At 59.3% G+C, this 19,682-nt stretch carries 7 protein-coding genes and 1 pseudogene; all 8 read right to left on the bottom strand.

Annotation, left to right across the window (positions count from 1 at the left end; genetic code table 11):
- Nucleotides 1-23: 23 nt before the first annotated feature.
- The 8 genes and pseudogenes from GIR22_RS11270 to pgaB all read right to left on the bottom strand — a co-directional run bounded on the left by GIR22_RS11270 (nt 24) and on the right by pgaB (nt 19,682).
- Nucleotides 24-674, bottom strand: a pseudogene (locus GIR22_RS11270) (DUF799 domain-containing protein).
- A 94-nt stretch (nt 675-768) separates the two neighbouring features.
- The gene (locus GIR22_RS11265; protein ID WP_154743399.1) at nt 769-1,464 is read right to left on the bottom strand and encodes a transposase; all 696 of its coding nucleotides are present in this window, start codon (nt 1,462-1,464) and stop codon (nt 769-771) included.
- Between the two features lie 237 nt (nt 1,465-1,701).
- The gene (locus GIR22_RS11260) at nt 1,702-2,109 is read right to left on the bottom strand and encodes an Imm63 family immunity protein (protein WP_154743398.1); all 408 of its coding nucleotides are present in this window, start codon (nt 2,107-2,109) and stop codon (nt 1,702-1,704) included.
- A 1-nt stretch (nt 2,110) separates the two neighbouring features.
- Nucleotides 2,111-13,858, bottom strand: a complete 11,748-nt coding sequence (locus GIR22_RS11255; RefSeq protein WP_178122208.1) for a two-partner secretion domain-containing protein — start codon at nt 13,856-13,858, stop codon at nt 2,111-2,113.
- Nucleotides 13,859-13,888: 30 nt separating this feature from the next.
- Nucleotides 13,889-15,601: a ShlB/FhaC/HecB family hemolysin secretion/activation protein gene (locus tag GIR22_RS11250; RefSeq protein WP_154743397.1), complete on the bottom strand. Its 1,713-nt coding sequence runs from the start codon at nt 15,599-15,601 to the stop codon at nt 13,889-13,891.
- Nucleotides 15,602-15,864: 263 nt separating this feature from the next.
- Entirely contained in the window at nt 15,865-16,338 is a 474-nt protein-coding gene (gene pgaD, locus GIR22_RS11245; RefSeq protein ID WP_154743396.1) for a poly-beta-1,6-N-acetyl-D-glucosamine biosynthesis protein PgaD, read from the bottom strand.
- The gene (pgaC, locus tag GIR22_RS11240) at nt 16,338-17,681 is read right to left on the bottom strand and encodes a poly-beta-1,6-N-acetyl-D-glucosamine synthase (RefSeq protein WP_154743395.1); all 1,344 of its coding nucleotides are present in this window, start codon (nt 17,679-17,681) and stop codon (nt 16,338-16,340) included. The genes pgaD and pgaC overlap by 1 nt, the downstream gene beginning before the upstream one ends.
- 3 nt (nt 17,682-17,684) lie before the next feature.
- Nucleotides 17,685-19,682: a poly-beta-1,6-N-acetyl-D-glucosamine N-deacetylase PgaB gene (pgaB, locus tag GIR22_RS11235; protein WP_154743394.1), complete on the bottom strand. Its 1,998-nt coding sequence runs from the start codon at nt 19,680-19,682 to the stop codon at nt 17,685-17,687.

Below are 19,682 nucleotides of genomic sequence, written 5' to 3'. Positions count from 1 at the left end.
GCCTTACCTCGCAAGCCTGACACTCAATCCGAACCGTACTTGGGCGAACGCGGCCCGTAGAGGATCCCTGTGCGTTGGCCCGCCGACAGCAATCGAGCGCTGGTAATGCCGGCAATCGGATGCGCCGCATCGGAGGAACTGTTGATCACTTGCTTGACCGCTGCCGCAATCAACATCCCCACCAAGCCACCAGCGTTGCTGTTACCTTCCTCGCTGGACGCCCGCGCTGAACCAGTCCACAGGGTGGTACCGGTGCGCAGGTCCACCAGTTTGGCCTAGGCGGTCACGGCGGTATCGCTGGAAATCAGCATGTACTTGGTGCCGTACTCGCTGACGGTGATGTACAGCGCCGAATCCGCACCGAAGATCTCATACAGCTTGCCCGGCGCTACGCCCTGGATATCCGTGGGCGTGGTCAGGCCGTTCTGGCGGAAGGTTTCGTCCACCAGGGCAATCGGCAACACGTAGTAACCGGCTTCTGCCAATGGGTAAGTCACCTGGGACATCAGGCTGTAGGACGCCTGCACCTCAGGGGATTCATTGATTGGCGGCAAGACCAGGATCGACTTGGGTCGAGCCTGTTTGAAGGCCGAGTAATCCACGGTCTTCGGTGCCACACAACCGCCCAGCAACGCCAAGGCCAATAAGCCCGCCGAAAGTTTCAACAGGTTCATTTGACGTCTCCGGTTTTCGCGTTCTTGAGCAGGAAGTCCATATAGGCCGAAAGCAAAAAGAGCAAAAAGGAGCAAAAAGGGGACGGATTTATTTTTATGCATCACGCCGTGGCCTACCCTGACCCCGATGCTCGATTCGGATTCCTGCTATACGCTCAACCTCATCAATGAAACGAGTAGTCCCGGTAAGTTGCCCACGCTGTAGAGCCTGACGAATTGTCTTTAGCTCTTCAGTTGAAACAGACTGACTCATAAATATTTTGTAGTTTTCGTGACGTTCCAGCGTTGTGTCCCCCAACACATCAAAACAAGTATCAATGTCCAACCAATCGCTATCAGGTGAACTGCCGACGCGAGCGTTATAACTCGACCATGGGTAATCCGCTGCATCCGCCACCATGCAGGCACGTACAGGATTCAGTTCGATGTACCGACAGCACGCCAGTAGGTAGGTCTCTGATTGCACCACACTTGACCTGTAGCGGCTTTCCCATAACGTACCTGTTCGCCCCTCTAGCCTGTTCCGATAACGGGTGGCCCGAGCAGCAAGCACCTTCATTAACTGCCCCAACCCAGCCACCGACTCACTTGGCGCGACTAACAGATGAGCATGATTGGTCATCAGGCAATAGGCGTATACCTTTATTCCAAATTCATCCTTGAGCTCTCGAAGATCTCCTACGTAGCGCTGGTAATCTTCCGGCGCTGCAAACACCACCTGGCGGTTGTGACCACGTTGTACAACGTGGTGTGGGTAATTTGGCAGAACAACACGTCCCATCCTGGGCATAAGTAACCTCCTTCTTTAGGAGATTACAGCCTAGCAAATGAGTGAAAAATAAATCCGTCCCCTTTTCCCACCTTTTCCCAGATGCGTTGGGAGCAGCAGCCTCGTTTTTCCAAAACCTAGACCGGACAGCAGACCAGGAGGGGTCGTTGCCTTTAGCCGTTTGATTATAGACGTCATCACCGACCTTCCATCCACTCTTCACTGGAGGGTTGTCGATCTGACCAGTCGCTTTTGCACCTATGCATCAGAGTACGGGGCGTTAATTAATATCAACTTAACCTCATCAGAGGCCTTTTTTTCCCACTCTTCATTGACCTGCCCAAGAATTGAAATATATTTTGAAAAAATCAACCTCCGCGAGTCGACACCGAAAATCCTATTAGCTAGTTCATAGTCTGAAGCCAATTTAAAGGCCACACTACTAATTATCCAATACAGCAACTCATCCAAAGAGGCCGTGCGCCTTCTGTATATTTCAAAACCTCTCTCAGAGCACACGTAGTCAAACTCACCTGAGTTAATTTCCACATGAGGACTCCCATCTTCTGGAGAGCTACTCTTAACAATCAAAAGAGATCTTGATGCTCCAATCTGCTCGCCCAAGGAGTAAGTTGACTCTTGTATTTTTTCGATGACTGATTTCATACTAATTAGTCCTCTTCAGAAAACCTTCTTTCACTAATCGTTCAACATTAAACCTTTCAGAAAAATTAGGCAAAATTTGAGTACCCCCTCCTGGCTCACCAAATGCAGGAGCAATTTTCCCTTGAACGACTGGCAATGGCTTAATCACTTCATACTGATAATATCCTCCGGCTTTTGAGCCAGGCGCCAATGCTCTTTGATCAAACGGAACGCCTTGAGGCGATAAGAAAGAGCCTTCAGGTCCACCATACCGGTCCAATTTAGTACCAACTGGTAATGTGCTCTTAACAGGGCTACCAGAGAAGCCAAATTCTTTCGGCCAATCCCAGTTACCGTCAGCCCTTTTAAAACGGTCGTAATAAGAAAACCCTCCTGCTTCATTATCAGCAATAGCGCCGATCGATGATTGATTCTTTGGAGAAGTTCCTTTTGCACCAACCTCTAATCCCCCCGCCGCTTTCTTAGCCGCCATCTTCTCCAGAATTGTCTCAAGGACAGTCTTCGCAGCCTTGGCCCCCGGCATCACCAACATGGCCGCATCCAACTCTGGAGAGACAGTCACAATCCCTTTACCTGCCAGAACCGATAGGCGCTGGGCCGCAGCTTCTACGTTGGAGTCGTAGCTCGACAGCTTTGCAATCTCACCAGAGTGTTGACCCGTCTGCTCCTGGCCATACTGACGCCACTGTTCATAAACAGCGCCAGGTCCATACAACCCCGCCGCGTTGAACAGCGTTGAATCATTGAATTGTTTTTCGGTAGCGCCGAATGCAAAGACCTTCTCGCCATTTGCAACAATCTGGCTTCCGTTGCTCCACGTCAGCGGAATTTGTTGCGCAGACAATTGAGCAACGATGCCTTTGGCGATATTTAAGTCCGCGGCGAAATGCTGAGATTCCGGGTCATTACCCTGAGACTGCAAGACCAATTGGTTCAATCGCGCCTCGTCGGCGACGTCAACGGCACCACCGGCTGCGATCATCAATAAATCAATCCAACGTGAACTGGAGCCGGGTTTCCCTAAGGTTTTCTCCAGCTCTTCAGCCTTCTTCTCCAGAACCGGAATTTCTTGCTGTTTGTGCAACTGCCGGTTAAACGCGTCAACACCATAAGCCGTACCGCCGGCCACGACTGCACCGTTAGTACCGTTACTCGATCCAACCGCTCCCCCGACCCCTGTCGCAATCAGCGAGGCAAGGGCATTTTGGTCTGCAACTGTCATTGCACTGTCGCTGAGGGCTTTGTCAATGAACGGCATCAACGCTGCTGACGCGCCAGCCCCAAGCGCACCACTCTCCACACTGCCACTGGACAACCCGATCGCAGCCCCCGCCAACGCATGCAACAGGATTCGCGCCGCCCCGCCTTCACCCCACGCAGCTTTAGTCGCGCTATCAATACCCTCTCTATTTTTCTGAGCGTCAGCAAACGTACCTATCTTGTTGAAAATGTCACTGGACGACGTATTAGCAACAATCCCAACCGCCGTACCGCCCGTTGCACCACCCAGGCCCGCAGCAACCAGGCCCGATGCAATATCGGCCATCATTTTCTTATCGCCACCGACCTGCCAGCGCTGGGCCTCTGCGTACGCTGCATCGGCTGCACGTGCAGTTCCTGCAGCATCAGACGAACCTGCGTTAGCCTGCGCCTCCGCCTGCTTGCGCAGTTTATTAGCCTCATCCGCCTTGGCTTTACCCACCATGCTGATCACGCTGCTAGAAAGCTGCGCCGAGCTTTGGATCAGGTCGATCCGCTCCTGCATGGCCTTCTCGTCAGGCCGATCAAGTTGTTTGTTGGCATTGGCGGTGTCGCGACTCAAACCCACCAGATCATTCTCCCCGGCAGCGTCACGTACGACGATGGTCCCAGGGCTGACAGCGCTGCGGGTTTTACTGCTGTCAGAGTCTTTGAGCAGCAATGGCATCGAGCCGCCGACACCCGAGCGGGCGTCGTCAAGTCCTGCGGTGGCGCCGGAATAACTCAGGCTCGCGGCCTGGCTTTTGATATCGCTTTTGTTTTTGATGTCACTGACCAATAACCGATCAGTACTGAGATGGTTTTTGTCGACGCTTGCTTCACTGGCAATCACTGCGCCCTGAAGCGTGGTGTTTTTACCAACGTTGATGTCGTAACCACCCTTGCCCGCAAACAAGCCAGTCTGATCAGTCACCGCCCGGTAATCGCTGTTCATTTTGCTGCCAGCGAATTCGGCAGAGCCCGATACCATAGACCCCAGACAGAACGGCGGCACACAAATACTCACGCCCACACCACCGCTGGTTTGTTTGTTCTTCTGGCTTGCCTCGTCCTGACGTGAGGCGATGTTCAGGTTTCCGCCAATATCCGCCTTGATGGCGTCAGCCCGCACTTGAGCACCTGCCAGCGTGGTGTCCTGACCACTTTTGAGAACCAAAATGCCTGTGTCTACCGTGCTGTTGACTTGGGTGACGTCATGACCAGTACCCATGCCCTTGGCCATTTTTGCACCCAGGTCGAGGGTGAAGCCAAGCTGCTCACCAATGTTGAAACTGGCGCCAATGCTGGTCTTGTTGGTGGTGTTCTGGTTATCCCAGTTTCTTCGATCCTGGGCGCTTTCCAGAGTAATGTTGTTTTTCGCCAGCAGCAGGGTGTCCTTGGACTTGATGCTGCTACCAATGACATGAATATCCCCCTTGGTCTTCGGTGCATCACCAGTAGCGACGATGGCCAGGCTGCCACCGCTGTTGAGGGTCGATTGCTTGACCGTTTCGGCGTTGTATTCGCTGGTACTTTTCTTGCGCGTAGACGCCAGCTCGGTACCAATCTTAATCACAGAGCCTTTGCTGTTGGCAGGCTTGCCGTCCGACTCATTGGCCGCGCTGTCATCACCGCTCATTGCGTTGTAGGCCGAAAGCATCGCTTGGGCGCCTTTGACGGCCTTCAGGCGACTGTCATCGGCCTGTTGCGCGGCCCGTACGTCATTGCGGATGCTCTTGGCGGTATCGATGATTGTCCCGCCAATCACGCGTCCCACCGCCAAACTTCTGGAGCTGTCCTTACTGGTCTGGTTGGCCGTTTCGATCCCTGCAGCGATGGTGACATTCGCGCCATTCAAGGACATGTCTTGGGTGCTGACCAAGTCACTGGCCACAACGCTCAACTCGCGCCCAGCCGTCAACGTCACGTTGCCAGCACTTGATCCGATAGTGCTGCCAGTAAGCGTGGTTTCCTGTGCCGTGCCGTTGTGCTTCTGACTGTTGATAAACAGATGCTGGTTGCCAGTCATGTCATCCAGGCCCAGCTTGTTACCGGTCAGTACACCGGTCAGGTCACGTTTCTTTTCCTTGTGCATATCGGTGCGCGAAAAAGTGTTCTGCGCGGCGTCAATGGTCAAGTCACGTCCGGCTTGAACGGCCAGATCGCCAGTGCTGACCAAAGACGACCCTGTCACTTTCACGTCTTGCCCCGCCGCAACGCTCACCGTCTCACCAGAGACCATGCTACCCACCGCCGTCGTGCGTTTCTCGTCAACCTTGTCCTCGACCTTGCTCGACTTGAACCCACCCCAACTGCTTTTGCTTTCCTTGCGCTCATGGCGGGCGCTATCGGAATCAGTCACGGCAAGAATCTGTACATCCTTGCCCGCTACCAATTTCGCCGCACCTTTCTCCGCAGTCACGGCGCTCCCCGCCAACAGCAAGTTCTCACCGGCTACCAGCGTGCTGTTGCCACCCGAGCTGACCAGGCTGCCGACGTTACTGACGGAGTCAGTTTCATCAAGACGGAATTTCTTGCCCGACGAGCTCTTCTTGGTCTTGCTGTAGAAGCTGTAGTCCTGGTCTTCAGCCGCCTTGAGGGCAAGATTTTTACCCGCCACCAGATAGGCCTCATCCCCCGCATTAACCGTACTGGCCACCAACGCCAAATCCTGCCCCGCACTCAACGTCACATCCCCGCCCGCCTTGAGCGTGGTGGACACTTGTTGAACATGATCTTCCTGGCTCTTGACCTTCTTCGTACTCCCCGCCGAATGCTGTTCATTCGCCGCCGAGGCCAAGGTCAAATTACCCGTGGCGGCCATGGCCAAATCACGCTTGGCATCGATCTGGCTGCCAATAGCGCTGAGATCGCGAGCGGCGACAACCTGGAAGTCGCGGCCGGCTTCGATGACGGTGCCGTATTGCGTGACGCTATCGCTGCGTGAGCGAGTGGTAACCGCGTTGGCGTTGCGCTGTTCGGCGCTGGCCAGGTTGACGTCGCGGCCAGCCTGGATGACGGTGTCGGCGCCGCTTTTCAGTACTCCGCCCACACTGTTGACGTCGCGCCCGGCGCCCAGGCTCAGGTTGTTGGCAGCTTCGATGCGAGCAGCACTGTCGACGAAGTCGGTGCGTTCGGTGCGGTAGCCGCTGCTGCTTTGATGGCTGGTGATGCTGCGTTCGTTGAGTACATCGCCGTTGACGGCAGCCACGCTGGCGTCGCGGCCGGCGATGATGCCACCGGCGCGGTTGGTGAGGTTGTTACCGGCCAACAGGTCTAGACGGTTGCCGGCTTCGATCAGGCCGCTGTTGACCATGTCGCGCCCGGCGCTGGCGACCAGGTTTTGGGTGGCACGCAGGGTGCCGACGTTGTCGAGGTTGGCCCCGGCCATCAGGCTCAGGTCGCTGCCGGTGATCAACGCGCCGTTGGGTGCCAGGCGGTTGCTGGCCTGGGCCAGGTAGAGCACCGGCACCAGTACTTGTTGGCCGGCGACAGTGGCGTTTTCCATCCAGACGATGTCATGGGTCAAGGCCGCCACTTGCTCGGCGGTGAGGCTGACGCCTACGGCCAGGTTAAGGCGCTGCTTGGTGCCGATGGCGTTGTCCATCAGGTACTTGAACATCGAAGCGTCGCTGGTCTGGCCGTCGATGAAGCGTTGCCCGGTGCGGGCGATCACCGCCTGCTGAATCAGGCGTTGTTCATAGAGACCATCACCCAGGCGCTTCTGGGATTGGTCCGGGTCGTAGCCCAATTTCGACAACAGGTAATCGGAGCCCATGAACTGCTGCAAATTGGTGAGCAGCGGGTTGGTTTCGATCAGGTACTTTTGCGGGTTGGATGCGAACTGGCTGTCGGGCAGGCCCTGCACTCGGTTGATGATCAAGCCACTGACTGGCGTGCCGTTGCCGGCGACGGGGGCGACTTGGCCTGGGTCGAGCGGATTGACTGCGCCTTGACCTGTCTGCGTACGTATCGGGATGCCCGGCGTGACTTGCGGGCGATCCGCCGTGGCCAGGTTATTGCCGCCCAAGGTCCAGCTTTGTGGCCCGGTATTGACGGGGGTGGCAGTGCCTTCGCCGCTCAGGCGGAACAAACCGCCTTGGCCAGTGGGCAGGCTGAAACCGGGCAGGCTCAGCGGGTTGATCTGCTGTTGGGCCAGGTCTGGCGGCAGCTGTTGATTGATGGTGATGCGGGTCGAGAAGCCGCTGGCCGCGCTGGCACCCGAAGCGTCGGTGGCGGTCTTGGCACCGGCGCCGACATAGTTGAAGCCTGGCCGCACGACACTGTTGTCGATGTTGCCTTGGGCCTTGACGGTGGCCGCACCGGCGGCCTGGATCACGGCGGCGTAACGTTGGTCACCGGAGTCGATTTTGGTGACTTTGCGCAGGGCAGTGCGTTCTTGCTCGGTCATGCCGATGAACGATGCCATGGCAGCTTCAAGGCCACTCAGGTCATTAGGGTTATAGGCTACGCCCGTGCTGGAGTATCGGTTGTTGAATGCCGCCGCCGCCGAATACCAACCGCTGGCATCACGGGTACGCTCGGAGATAAACAGGCGCCAGGTTTCGGTCTCACCGGTCTCAATGCCGTTGTTGGCCAAGTTGTTGACCGTAATGTTCAGGTTGCCGGCGGTGCTGATGCTGCTGCTCGCGTTCAGCAGGTCGCCACCAGTAATCGTGAGGTTTTGACCGGCGCTGATGCTCGATGCAGCACTGGCGTCAGTGACTTCGAACTTGTCTCGCTGAACGACTTGCCACAGGTGGTTTTCCTTACCGCCGCGGCAATCCCCAGCGTAATTAGGACCTTCCTGGCAGGGAAACTCAGTAATCGAGGCGGTGTAGATGCCGCCGTCATTGGTGGTCAACACCGAACGCAGGTTCTTGATCGCCGACGCGGCCAGGTTCAGGTTGCCGTCACTCTGAATGTTCGAAGAGCTGTTGATGATGCTGCTGGCCAGGCCACCCTTACCGTCACGGTCAATACTCAGGTTGCCCATGCTGTAGATATCGGCGTAGCTGTTGTTCAGCGAATCAACCCGCAGGCCCATGTCGCCACCGCTGAAGATCAGCCCGTGGTCGTTGAGCAATGCGCCGGTGGTGGCGATGAGGTTCTGGCCACTGCCAAGAGTGGCGTAGTTGTTGATAGCGCCTGCGGCCAGGCTCAGGTCGGTGGCGGACGTCAGGCGCCCGTAGTTATTCAGGGTTCCCGCGATATTGGCGGTGGTGATACCGCCGCCGGCGATGCTGGCGGTGTTGCTCAGGTTCAATTGCGCGACATTGACGTTCAAGTTGCCCAGGCTGCTGATGCGCCCGGTGCTGTTCAGGGCGCCGCTCAGGGTCAGGTCGAGGCTACCATCGCTGGCAATCAAGCCGTTGGTGGACCAGTTGCCACCGCTGCCGATAAAGCGCTGGGCGGCCAACAATTGGCCGCCGGTGGTCTGGTCGAGCTGGTTGACATTGATGGTCAGGCGACCAGCCTGGATCACGCTGCTGTTGGTCCAGGCGTCTTGATTGACGGTCAGGTCGCCCCGCGTCACCAGGCTACCCCCGACACTGTTGAGATTGCCCGGAGCGATGTCGAAGCGGCCGATGCCAACGTGCAACACCGTGCCGCCAGCGTTCTGCAGGCTGCCAGTACCGAGAATCAGATCGTTGTTGGCGGTTTCCAGCAGACCATTGCGGTTATCAAACAGGCCACCGATGGCAAACTCGGTGCTACCGCTGTTGCCCAGAGCACGCAGGCGGCCGGCCTGGTTATCCAGGCTGGCGGCGCTGAGCTTGAGGGTCGATTCACTTTCGATGATGCCCAGGCGGTTATTCAGTGCACCGCTCAGGTTGAGGTCGATCTGCTGGCCAGCGACCTGACCATCGTTGTCGCCGCTGTTGTCGAAATCATGGCCGGTGACGTTCAGCAGGCCCTTGGCATAGAGCCCACCGCTACGGTTGTCGAAGTTGCCGGTGGAGACCAGGGCATTGCCACTTTGTGCGGAGATGCGACCGCCATAGTTATCCACAGCCCCGCTCAGCAAGTTCAGGGTTTGCCCCTGGACGATGCCGCCCTGGCGATTGTTGTTCAGGTCGTAACCGTTGCGCAGCACACCGACGATGCGGCTTTGCAGCGCGCCTTTGAGGCTGGAGAGCACACCGCCACGGTTATCAACACTGGCGGCGTTCGCGCTGAGGTCGCCCGCCTGGGCAATCAATTTGCCGCTCTGGTTGTCGATGTCGCCCGCGACGTCCAGTGTCAGGCCCGCCTGGCTTTGCACGGCGCCCTTGGCGTTTTCCAAGCGGTTGGCGGTGAGCTTCAGGTCGGCATTCTGGCTGTAGATCAAGCCGTCGCTGCCGTTTTGTACCCTGCCGCTGGCAGTGATAGTCAGGCGTTCATTGGCCGCTACGGTGCCGCGATTACGGTTATCCAAACCGCCGGTCAACAGGGTCAACAGACCCTGGCTGGCGAGTTGACCGCCCTGGTTGTTGATCTGGGTGGCACGGGTAATCAACAACGGGCCACCGCTGGACAGTTTGCCGTTGGTATTGGTCAGGGTGGCGAGCAGGCCGAGGGTGGCCGCCGTACCGCCAGTGATGCTGCCGGCGCTGTTGTCGAGATTCTGTGCCGTCAGGTTCAGGGTTGTACCGCTGTCGATCACTCCGCCCTGGGTGTTGTTCAACAGGCCGTTGACGGTGAGGGTCTGGCTGCCGGCGCTGGTGAGAATACCCTTGTCGCTGTTGTCCAATTCGGCGGTAGTGACCGTCAGTGCTTTCTGACTGACCAGCGCACCGGCGCCGCTGTTGAGCAAGTCGTGGGTGAGTGTGGCGTTAAGGTCGCCGTAACGGCTGGAGAGCGTGCCGTTGTTACGGTTGTCCAGGCTCGCCCCGCTGACGCTCAGGCCCTGCCAACCGGACATCAGGCCGCCCTGGTTGATCAGGTTGTTGGCCTTGAGCACCAGCAGGTTATTGCTGATCAGCTTGCCGGTGCTGTTGTCCAGGGTGCGACCGCTGAGGTTCAGGCTTTGCGCACTGGAGATCTCGCCGCCCTGGTTATTCAAGTCACGCAGGTGGCCCAGGCTCAAAGAACCTGCCGTGGTGATCAGGCCACCGGCGTTGTTCAGATCGCCCGTAGCGTTGCCAAAGTCCAGCGCAATGGTGCTGCCCAGAAAGGAGCCTTTCTGGTTGTCCAGCGCGGCGCTGTTGACGGTCAGGGCCTTGGTTGCGTTGATCAGGCCCTGGTTCTGGTTGGTCAGTTGCCCATCGACGTTGAGCAGTGCATCGCCACGACTTGTGAGAGTCCCGCCGCTGTTGTCGAGAGTGGCTGCACGGGCGTCCACCGCGGCTGCAGCGATCAGGCCTTTGACGTTGACCAGGGCCTGGCTGATACGCAGGGTGAGCGCGTCGTTGCTCAGCAGTTTGCCGCCGTCGTTGCCGAGGTTGTCAGCCGTGAGGGTGAAGGCCTGGCGGCTGGAAATTTCACCGCCTTGGTTGTTCACGTCCTTGAGGTTTTTGAGCAGCAGCAACGGACCGTTGATCAGACCGCCCTGGTTGTTCAACTGGCCTCGGTTCAGGTCCAGGCTCAGCGTGCCGCTGCTGGTCAGTTGACCGCCTTGCTGGTCCAGGCCGCTGACGCTGGCGGTAAGGGCCTTGGCGCTGCTGATTTGCCCGCCGTCGCCATTGTTGAGCTGACCAGCGACGATGCCCAGCGTTTCAGCCGAGCTGATACTGCCACCGTGATGATTGTCCAGGGTGCCAGTATTGATTTGTACCGTCTGCCGAGCACTCAGGGTGCCTTTCTGACTATTGTCGAAGCGGGCACTGCGCAGGTCCAGGCCGCCGTCGGTGACCAAGCGGCCGCCTTGGTTATCCACGGCGCCCGCGGTGGTGACACTCAATTGGCCGGCACTGGACAGACTGCCCAACCGGTTGGCCAAGGTCGCGGCGCTGACCGTCAACCGGCCTTCGCTGCTGATCAGGCCTTGAGCATTTTGCAGGTCACTTCGCAGGGTCAGTGTGCTGTCTTTTTGGCTGGCGATGGTGCCGCCGGTATTGTCCAGTTGCCCGGCAAGCAGGTTCAAACCGGTTTGCCCGCGCAGTTGGCCCTGGTTGCGATTGAGGATGTCATCAATGGTCAGGTTCAGCGCGTTGCCCGTAATCACTCGCCCGCCGTCGCTATTGTCCAGTCGCGAGCCAATCAGGGTGACACCGGCCTTGCTCGACACTTCGCCACCACGGTTATCGACGCTGGCGACAGTGAGCGCTACCCCTTGATTGCCGGCCACCAGACCGTTCTGGCGGTTGTCCAGGCTGTTGCCGCTCAAGTTCATCGCGCCCTGGGCAATCAGCAACCCGTTGTGGTTGGCCAAGTCTGCAATATCGGCGTTGACGTTTTGCTTGCCAGAAACCTGACCGTTGCTGTTATCCAGACGAGCAGATGCAAGGTTTGCATTACCATCGGCAACCACTACACCGCTCTGGTTTTGCAACGTACCGTCGACGCTAAGGTCCAGGGTGCCCTGGCTGCTGAACATGCCGTTGCTGTTGTTCAGGCTCGCGGCATGGGCGTCAAGGCCGCTGGCCGACACCAAGCCTTTGCTGTTGTTCAAGGCCCGGGCGACCCGCAGGGTCAGACGTTGGTCGCTGGCCAGGTTACCGCCGCTGTTGTCGACGTTTTGTGCCACCAGGGTAAAGCCCTGGGTACTGGAAATTTCGCCGCCCTGGTTGGCGACATCAGCCAGGTTGTTGAACACCAGTGCCGGGCCACGGATCAGGCCACCCAGGTTGTTCAATTGACCACGGTTGAGGTCCAGGTTCAGACCATTGACGCTAGTAAGCCGGCCACCGTTGTTGTTGAGGCTGGCGACGTTGGCGGTCAGTGCCTGGTTGCTGGCGATGCGGCCAACGGCGCTGTTATCCACTGCGCCCGCTTTGAGCGCGAGCGTGCCCTGGCTACTAAGGGTGCCGCCCTGATTGTTGACTGCGCCACTGGCGGTGAGGCTCAGGGCCTCGCCGGCCGTGACCAACCCAGCGACATTGTCCAGGGTAGCGACACCCAGGGTGGCAACATCGAGGCTGGACACTTCGCCGCCACGGTTATTCAACTCGCCAAGGGTGGCGGTCAGCGGGCCACTGCTGGCGATGAGCCCACCTTGGGCGTTCAGCACTCGGTCGGCTTTCACCTCCAGGCTGGCATTGCTGAGCACGCGGCCTTTGTTCTGGTTGTCGAGGGTTGCGGTGGTGACCTTCGCACTCTGCTTCGCGCTGAGGGTGCCGCCCTGGTTGTTCAGGGCCTGGGCGTTGACCGTCAGCGCGCGGCTGGCGATTACGCTGCCGCCGGTGTTGTTGAGGGTCTGTGCAGTAAGGCTGACATCGCCCGTGGTGTTGCGAGTGTTATCGGCGTTGACCCCGGCTTCGATAATGCCGTTGTTGGTCAACTGACCACCGCTGGACAGTTTGATGCTGTCACGGGCGGCGAGGGTCTTTCGACTGTTCAGGTCGCCTTGGGTCTGTACGCCCAGTGCAGTGCCGGCGTAGATCGGCCCCTGGGCATCCAGGCTCACGGCCTTGACGTTGACTGCACCACTGGCCGCCACCTGCGCCATGCTCAATCGCCCATTCGCATCGAGCTGAATATCCCCGCCACTGGCCGCCAGCGTGCCATCGAGCTTCACCCCGACACCGGCCTCGGTGCCCACCAGCTTGATCGCGCCTGCGTACATCCCGCCCAGCGCCGACGAGTCAATCGCCAGTTCCGGCTTGGTGCTGCCGTCATCGGCGCGCGCAGTAGCGCTCAAGGTCTTTGCGTTGACGTCGTTGCGACCGGCGATCACGGTCAGGTTGCGTGCGTTGATCTGCGCGTTGATCTTGGCCGAGCGGGTGATGATTTCGAAGCGGTCGACGTTGCTGGCATTCAGGCCCTTGCCGTCGATGGTCACCGCGCCGCCATCGACCTGGTAACGGTCCAGGCGGCCGTTATCGAGGATGGGTTTACCGGTGGTCAGGGTGACGTTGGGGGTGTTGATAAAGCCGCAACCGTTGCAGGTCACGCCATAGGGGTTGGCCACGATGACCTTGGCCGACTGGCCGGCCACTTCGGTGTAGCCGCGCAACTGGCTGGGGCTGCCGCCGTTGACTTCGTTGAGGATGATGTTGGCGGCGTTGCCCTTGAGGTTAGGGTTGCCGAGGATGATGCCACCCAGTTGGGTCGATTGAGTACGGCCCGTGGCGTTGTTGAGGATTACCCCATTGGCGCCGACGTTGTAGTCCTTGAACTGGTTATGGGATAAACCGCTGCCATTGGGCGCGGCGATGTTGACGATCGGTACGCCATTGCCCGCCGCCCCCAGGCTGGTGCCCGGGGCGCTGACCACGATGCCGTCGGCCTGGGCCAGCAGCGGTTGCCAAAACATGGCGTTCGCCAAAATCAGCGCCAGGCCACGCTTGGGCATGCCCCAGAAGTGCTCGCGCGGTTGTACACGGGCAGAGGGTTGGCGGGCCATGAGGGCGAAGTGGCGAACGTCCATATCAGTTTCTCGATGCAACAAAGCGTTTAATTACAGGAAAAAATCCATGCGGAAGTAGATCGGTGCTTCACGCTCAAGTAGCGTGGCCGGTCGTTCCAGCGAGTGGGCAAAGGTCACGCTGGTGCTGACGTATTGGCCCCGGGCAAACAGCTCAAGTGAGTTACTTGAGACCCGACCGTGCACTTCGCCGTTGTAGCGAGCGTTGCGAATGACACCTTGGTCATAACCAACACTGGCGCCGTATTCGCCGAATACCGGGCGCAGCCAACCGAGGGTCACCGGGCGGCTCCAGCGCAGGTCGTTGCGCCAGTAGCCACCGCTGTCGCCGGTCAGTTGCTGGTCCTTGAAACCGCGTATCGACGAGGAGCCGCCCAGGCTCATGCGCTGGGAGCTGAACAACACGTCTTCGCTGCGTTGGCCGGTGGCCAGGCTGGTAAAACTGAAGGACTCGCCCCACAGCATGAACGGCTGCAGGTAGCTGACGGTGGCGGTGTATTTGCGGTAGCGGGCGTCGGGAATGCCCGGGCCAGGGTTGTGATTGCCCTGGGCGTCGAAGGCACCCGTACCGTTTTGCATGCCAACGTCGAGGTTGACGTAGGCGCTGCCGATCCGCCGGCCGTGGTTGATGCCCAATTGCAGTTCGCTGAGGCGATTGCTGCTCTCTTCGAGGTGGCTGTCGTTGATGTAGTTATTGGTGCGCAAATGGCTCACACCGACGTTCACCGAGGTCTTGCTCAGCCCGTCGCGGTGGATCACCCGTTCGGCGCGCAGTTGATGGTTTTCACTGTCGCCGGTTTGCTTGAAGTCAAAGCCGTCGCCCTGGCCCACGGAGCGGTAATCGCTCTGGTTGTAGCTGTAGCTGAAGTTCCACCAACCCCAGGGCAGGTTGTAGTAGAGCATGGCGTTTTTCGAGGTTTTCTGGTGGTCGCTGATGGCGTCGTGACCACCGCGCAGAAACAACTGATCGCCCAGACCCAGGGGGCTGTCCCATTCAAAGCCGGTGCCCCACTGCTGCTCACCCGTGCTTTTCTGGCCGTCGTTATTACGCGACAGGCTGGCACGCCAAGGCTTTTGCGGGGTGTTTTTCACCAGCACCGAACTGCCGCCAACGGCCTCCCCGGGAGCAAGCTCCATTTGCGCCTGGTTGGACGGCAAGCGGTTGAGCTGATCGATGGCCTGCTCGATTTCCCGCAGGTTCAGCAACTCGCCCTCTTTGCCGGGAAAAGCCATGGCCAGCTCGCGCTCCGATAGTTGGCTGTTGTCGGCGCCTTTGAAGTGTTCAAGTTTGCCCTCCACCACCAGTACTTGCAGGTGACCTTTGGACAGGTCCTGTTGCGGCAAGTAAGCACGGCTGGTCACCAGGCCTTTGTCGATGTAGTAGTCGGTAATGACCTTGAGCAATTGATTGAGCTGGGACACCCCCAGGCACTGGCCGATATAAGGCTTGAGCAAGCGCTCGCGGTCAGGGCCGATAAGGCTGTCGGCGCCCTTGAGTTCGATGGTATTGATGGGGAAGCAGCGGGTGTCGACCGGCGTAGCAGGCGCTTCGGGCCTGGCTTCTTTGCCGGGCAGTTCCTTGAGCTCTTCAAGGCGCCGCCGTTGTTCTTCCAACAGACGGTTCTGCCGGTCGCGGATCAAATCCTGATCGCCAGGCGTGGGAGCCGCTGACGCGCTGTTCAGCGCGAAGCAGGTTAGCAAGCAGACGCCCAGCAACAGCCGAGTCCGTGGCGATAATGAAGGCATGTTCGGTCCATCGAAAATCAAGGGGCGGCAAACTAACACCGAACTTCCAGCAGGCCAAGATTGTGGCCTGGCAGGAAAACAAGTTCGATAATCTAATAACCTACTGATTATTAACGATTAAAAATCGTGAAACGATTGACGACTTGCAATTTGAATTTTTATTCCGACAAGCGGTAATGGTTTTGGTACCGATCTGGCCAAGACTTTAATGGGTGCCATTATTTGGCTATCAGCCAAACCCATCGCACGTACCTCGCCAGCAACTACATGGCCTGGTCTTTGCGCTCCACCAACTTCAACTCCGGTCGCTCAACGTCCCGCGACACATGGGCCTTCACTGTCTGCACACCGCCTTCATGGTCGTTATGAATCACCAGCACGCCAGGTCGGCGCAGCTGTGCCAGGGCCCCTTCCCCGAGGCTGAAACTCTCGCTCAAGCCCTTGTCACTCAGTGCCTTGGCCTTTGACCGGCGCTGGGCAAAGCGCTTGCCGCGTCGTTGCTGGTAACGCGCCCAACTGATCAGCAAAACAGCGTTGAACACCGCGATCCACAGGTAGATTTGCAAAGTATCCAGTGCCGCAAAAATAGGTGCCTCAATGCGCGGGCCGCCATGGCTGTCGAGCATCGGCACCAGGCCGCGCATCAGCAACATCACCAACCCGGCCCAGGCCATCAGGGTCAGGAAAATATCGATGGCCTGCATCACAGGCCGTTGGGGGGTTCGGATCAGGTTCATCAGTTCATTTCCTTGCCGGGGGCCTTGATGCCGCGGTCCGGGCTGACCCAGCGCGCGCGTTTCTGGTGCTGGCGGAACAGCACCTTGGGGAAGCTGACCAGGGTGGTGAACAAACTGACCAGCCAGAACACCAACGGGTACCAGACGGTCCAGAACAGGGTCTTCCACAGGCCCCGTTCATAACGGCGGTCGATCATGATGCTCACCGCAAACTGCACCAGGCACACCACCGCCAACAGCAGGCCGGTAAAGGCCGGCGGCATCAACGAATCGACGGCGATGGCTGCTGGCAGTGTCACGACCTTGCCCACGGCCCAGAAGATCACCGACAGTAAAAAGGTGAAGGCCCAGCCGGTGGACAGGCAGTACTCGAACAGCAATGGCCACAGGTAGCGATGGCGCCATTGCCAGATACCGCGAATATTCTTGAACAGCACTTCGGCGCCGCCCTGGGCCCAGCGCAGACGCTGCTTCCATAGGCCGCCGAGGGTCTCGGGCATGAGGATCCAGCACAGGGCGCGGGGCTCGTAGAAGATGCTCCAGTGATCCAGTTGCAGTTTCCAGCTGACGTCGATGTCTTCGGTGATCATGTCCGGGCTCCAGTAGTCGACCCGGTCCAGGGCCGCGCGCCGGAAGGCAACCACTACACCGGAGACAGTGAAGATCCGCCCGAACACCCGCTGGGTTCGCTTGATCAAACCGATGATCGAGGAAAACTCCCCCACCTGCACCCGACCGATCAAGGTCGAGCGCGTGCGAATCCGCGGGTTGCCGGTGACCGCGCCCAACCGGGGGTTGTCGAGCATCGGGGCCACCAGATAGGGCGCGGCGTTGCGGTCGAGCAAGGCATCGCCGTCAATGCACACCAGGTATTCGCTGTGGGCCGCCACCGCGCCCATGCGCAAGGCCACGGCCTTGCCCTGGTTTTGCGCCAGGTGCAGCACTCGCAGGCGCGGCTCCGTCAAGGCCAGGGCATCGAGTACCGCAGCGGTGTTGTCGCTGGAGCCGTCGTTGATGGCGATCACTTCAATGTTGCGGTAGTGCTGGGCCAGCGCGGCACCGATGGTCTCGGCGGCGTTGTCACCTTCGTTGTAGCAAGGGATCAGGATCGAGATCAGCGGATTGCCGGCCAGGGTCGGCGCCGGGGTGTCTTCTCCCCAGGGCCAGTGACGCTCCCAGTGCAGCCAGAAATACAGGCCGCCGGCGATCCACAACCCGGACATGAACAGTGGATAGAAAAACACGAAGTCCATCAGGAATTGCCCGGTGACCAGAAAGATCAGTCCCAGGGGCACACCCAACACCAATGCCAAGACGAGTAGAGCCAGGATTCTGTCAAACATGAGTCAAGGGTTCCATTGGTTGGAAAGGGCCGGACGCACGGTTTTCAGATCCGGCGAGTTCTCCAGGAAGTTGTCGGGGTAGTAGCCAAAACTGGTGACGCCCTGACGCTTGAGCACGCCCATCCACTCGGCCATTTGCACCCCGCAAATATCGGGAGCGGCCTTGGTGCGCCAATCCTTGGCTTGCAGTTCGAAGACCGTGCGTTGCAGGGCGCCCGGGCGGGCCTTGATGGTAGCCACGAGTTTTTCCAGCCAGGCGTTGGAGTCCTTGAGTTCCTGGCCCTCCATCAGCGGCATGGCCATGGGCGCGGTCCAGTCGTAGCTGGTGAGGAAGTCGTCGAGGTTTTGGGCGAACCAGGCTTCGCTATCGGGGTTGAGCATCAGTTCGGCGAAGATATTGCGTGCGGTCTGCACCTGTGGCCCGCGCAATGCGCGAACCTTGGCGGTCAGCTCAAAGGTGAAGTCGATCAGGTAGCGGCTCTTGAAGCGGGTCCAGCGCTGCATCACGACCGGATCGGCACGCAGGGCGGCGATGTTATCCGGCAGGCCGTTGGCGGCGTATGCCTTGAGTGCGTCGGGGCTGGCGTCTTCGAAGTCAGAGAACACCGCGTCATCGTGAAACAGTACGCCGTCGATGGCGTTGGTGCGCGCCAGGTCTTCGTAGATCTCGCCGATGATCTGCCGCACCTCAGGGTTAAATGGCGACAGGCGCTGGTACTGGTCCGGATCGATCGCCACCTTGCCGGTTTCCGGGTCCCAACGCGTGACACGGGGCAGCTTCGGATCAAGGGCGAAGCTCAACACTGGCATCCAGGCGAATACGTTGACGTGGGCCCGGGTGCGCAGTTGCCAGCTGACGCGGTTGAACAGGTCGGCGCGCATCGGCAAATGGCGGTTGGGGAAGTACAGCGAGTGCACCAGCCCATCGCCCTTGGGGTCGGCGAAGGCTTGCAGGTAGACGGTATTGGCGCCCATATCCACCACGCGTTGCACCAACTGGTCGAGGTTGCGCCCTTGTTGCTCCAGATCGGGATCGTAGACATTGTCCAGGTCCACATGCAGCACTCGCTGCGGTGGGAGCGTCTGGGCGGCGACGATGCTGTTGGCGAAATGCTCGCCATCCGGGTCGGAGGCCACCAGGAAGCGCGGGCTGCTCATCAGGTTGCCGAGGCTGTCGAGACCATCTTCCAGGGTCAGCGCCATCTGGTAGCCCTGCTCGCCCACCACCGCCAGCGAAGTGCCGTCGGCGGCGCCGTAGGGCCACACCCACACACGCGGCGCCTTGCCGGTCACGGCGCGGATCTTGTTGGAGATGGCGGCGACATCGGTGCGCATCCGCGCCTGGAACTGCGCTTCGGTTTCGTACTGGCCCGTGGCGAGATCGAAACGCCGGGTGGTGGCGGCCGGTTGCAGGTTGCCCTGGGGGTTGGCCAGCACACCCTTGTGATTGGCGTCGGTGTGGGCGGCGATTTCCACCAGGCCGGACCGGGAGACTTCGCGGACTTGTTGCCAGGTGAGGAAGTCTGAACGCAGGCGCGGCTTACCGGCGAAATCCACCGGCTGGTTCAACGGCGTATCGACCCAACTGCCCACGGGCGCCAGCAGTGCATGCCAGTTATAGGCCCGCAGGATCGGCATGACCCGGGTGTAGAAGCTGGCATAGCCGTCATCGAAGCTGAGCATGATGGCTTTGGCCGGCAGCTCGGGGCCGCCATTGCGTGCCGCCAGGATCTGGTCGACGGTGACCGGCTGGTAGCCGTTCTCCCGTAGCCAGGACAACTGCTCGATCAAGCGTTCGGTACGCACCGCCACCACCGCCTGGTCGGGGTCGCGATCCTCGACGTCATGGTAGGCAATACCCAGGAAATGGTTCTTCGGCCACGGCGCTTCGTTAGCGGGCTTGAGCCGCTCGGCGGGTGGCGTGAAAGGTGCGGGTTGCTGGGCGCAAGCGCTGCTCAGCACTAACCCCAGGGCCAACAGGCAACGGGAAAGGACAGACAT

It is taken from the genome of Pseudomonas karstica (genome assembly GCF_009707515.1).
GTDB lineage: Bacteria > Pseudomonadota > Gammaproteobacteria > Pseudomonadales > Pseudomonadaceae > Aquipseudomonas > Aquipseudomonas karstica.
Note: the sequence above shows the minus strand (reverse complement) of the source record. Positions and strands in the feature narration are given on the sequence as shown.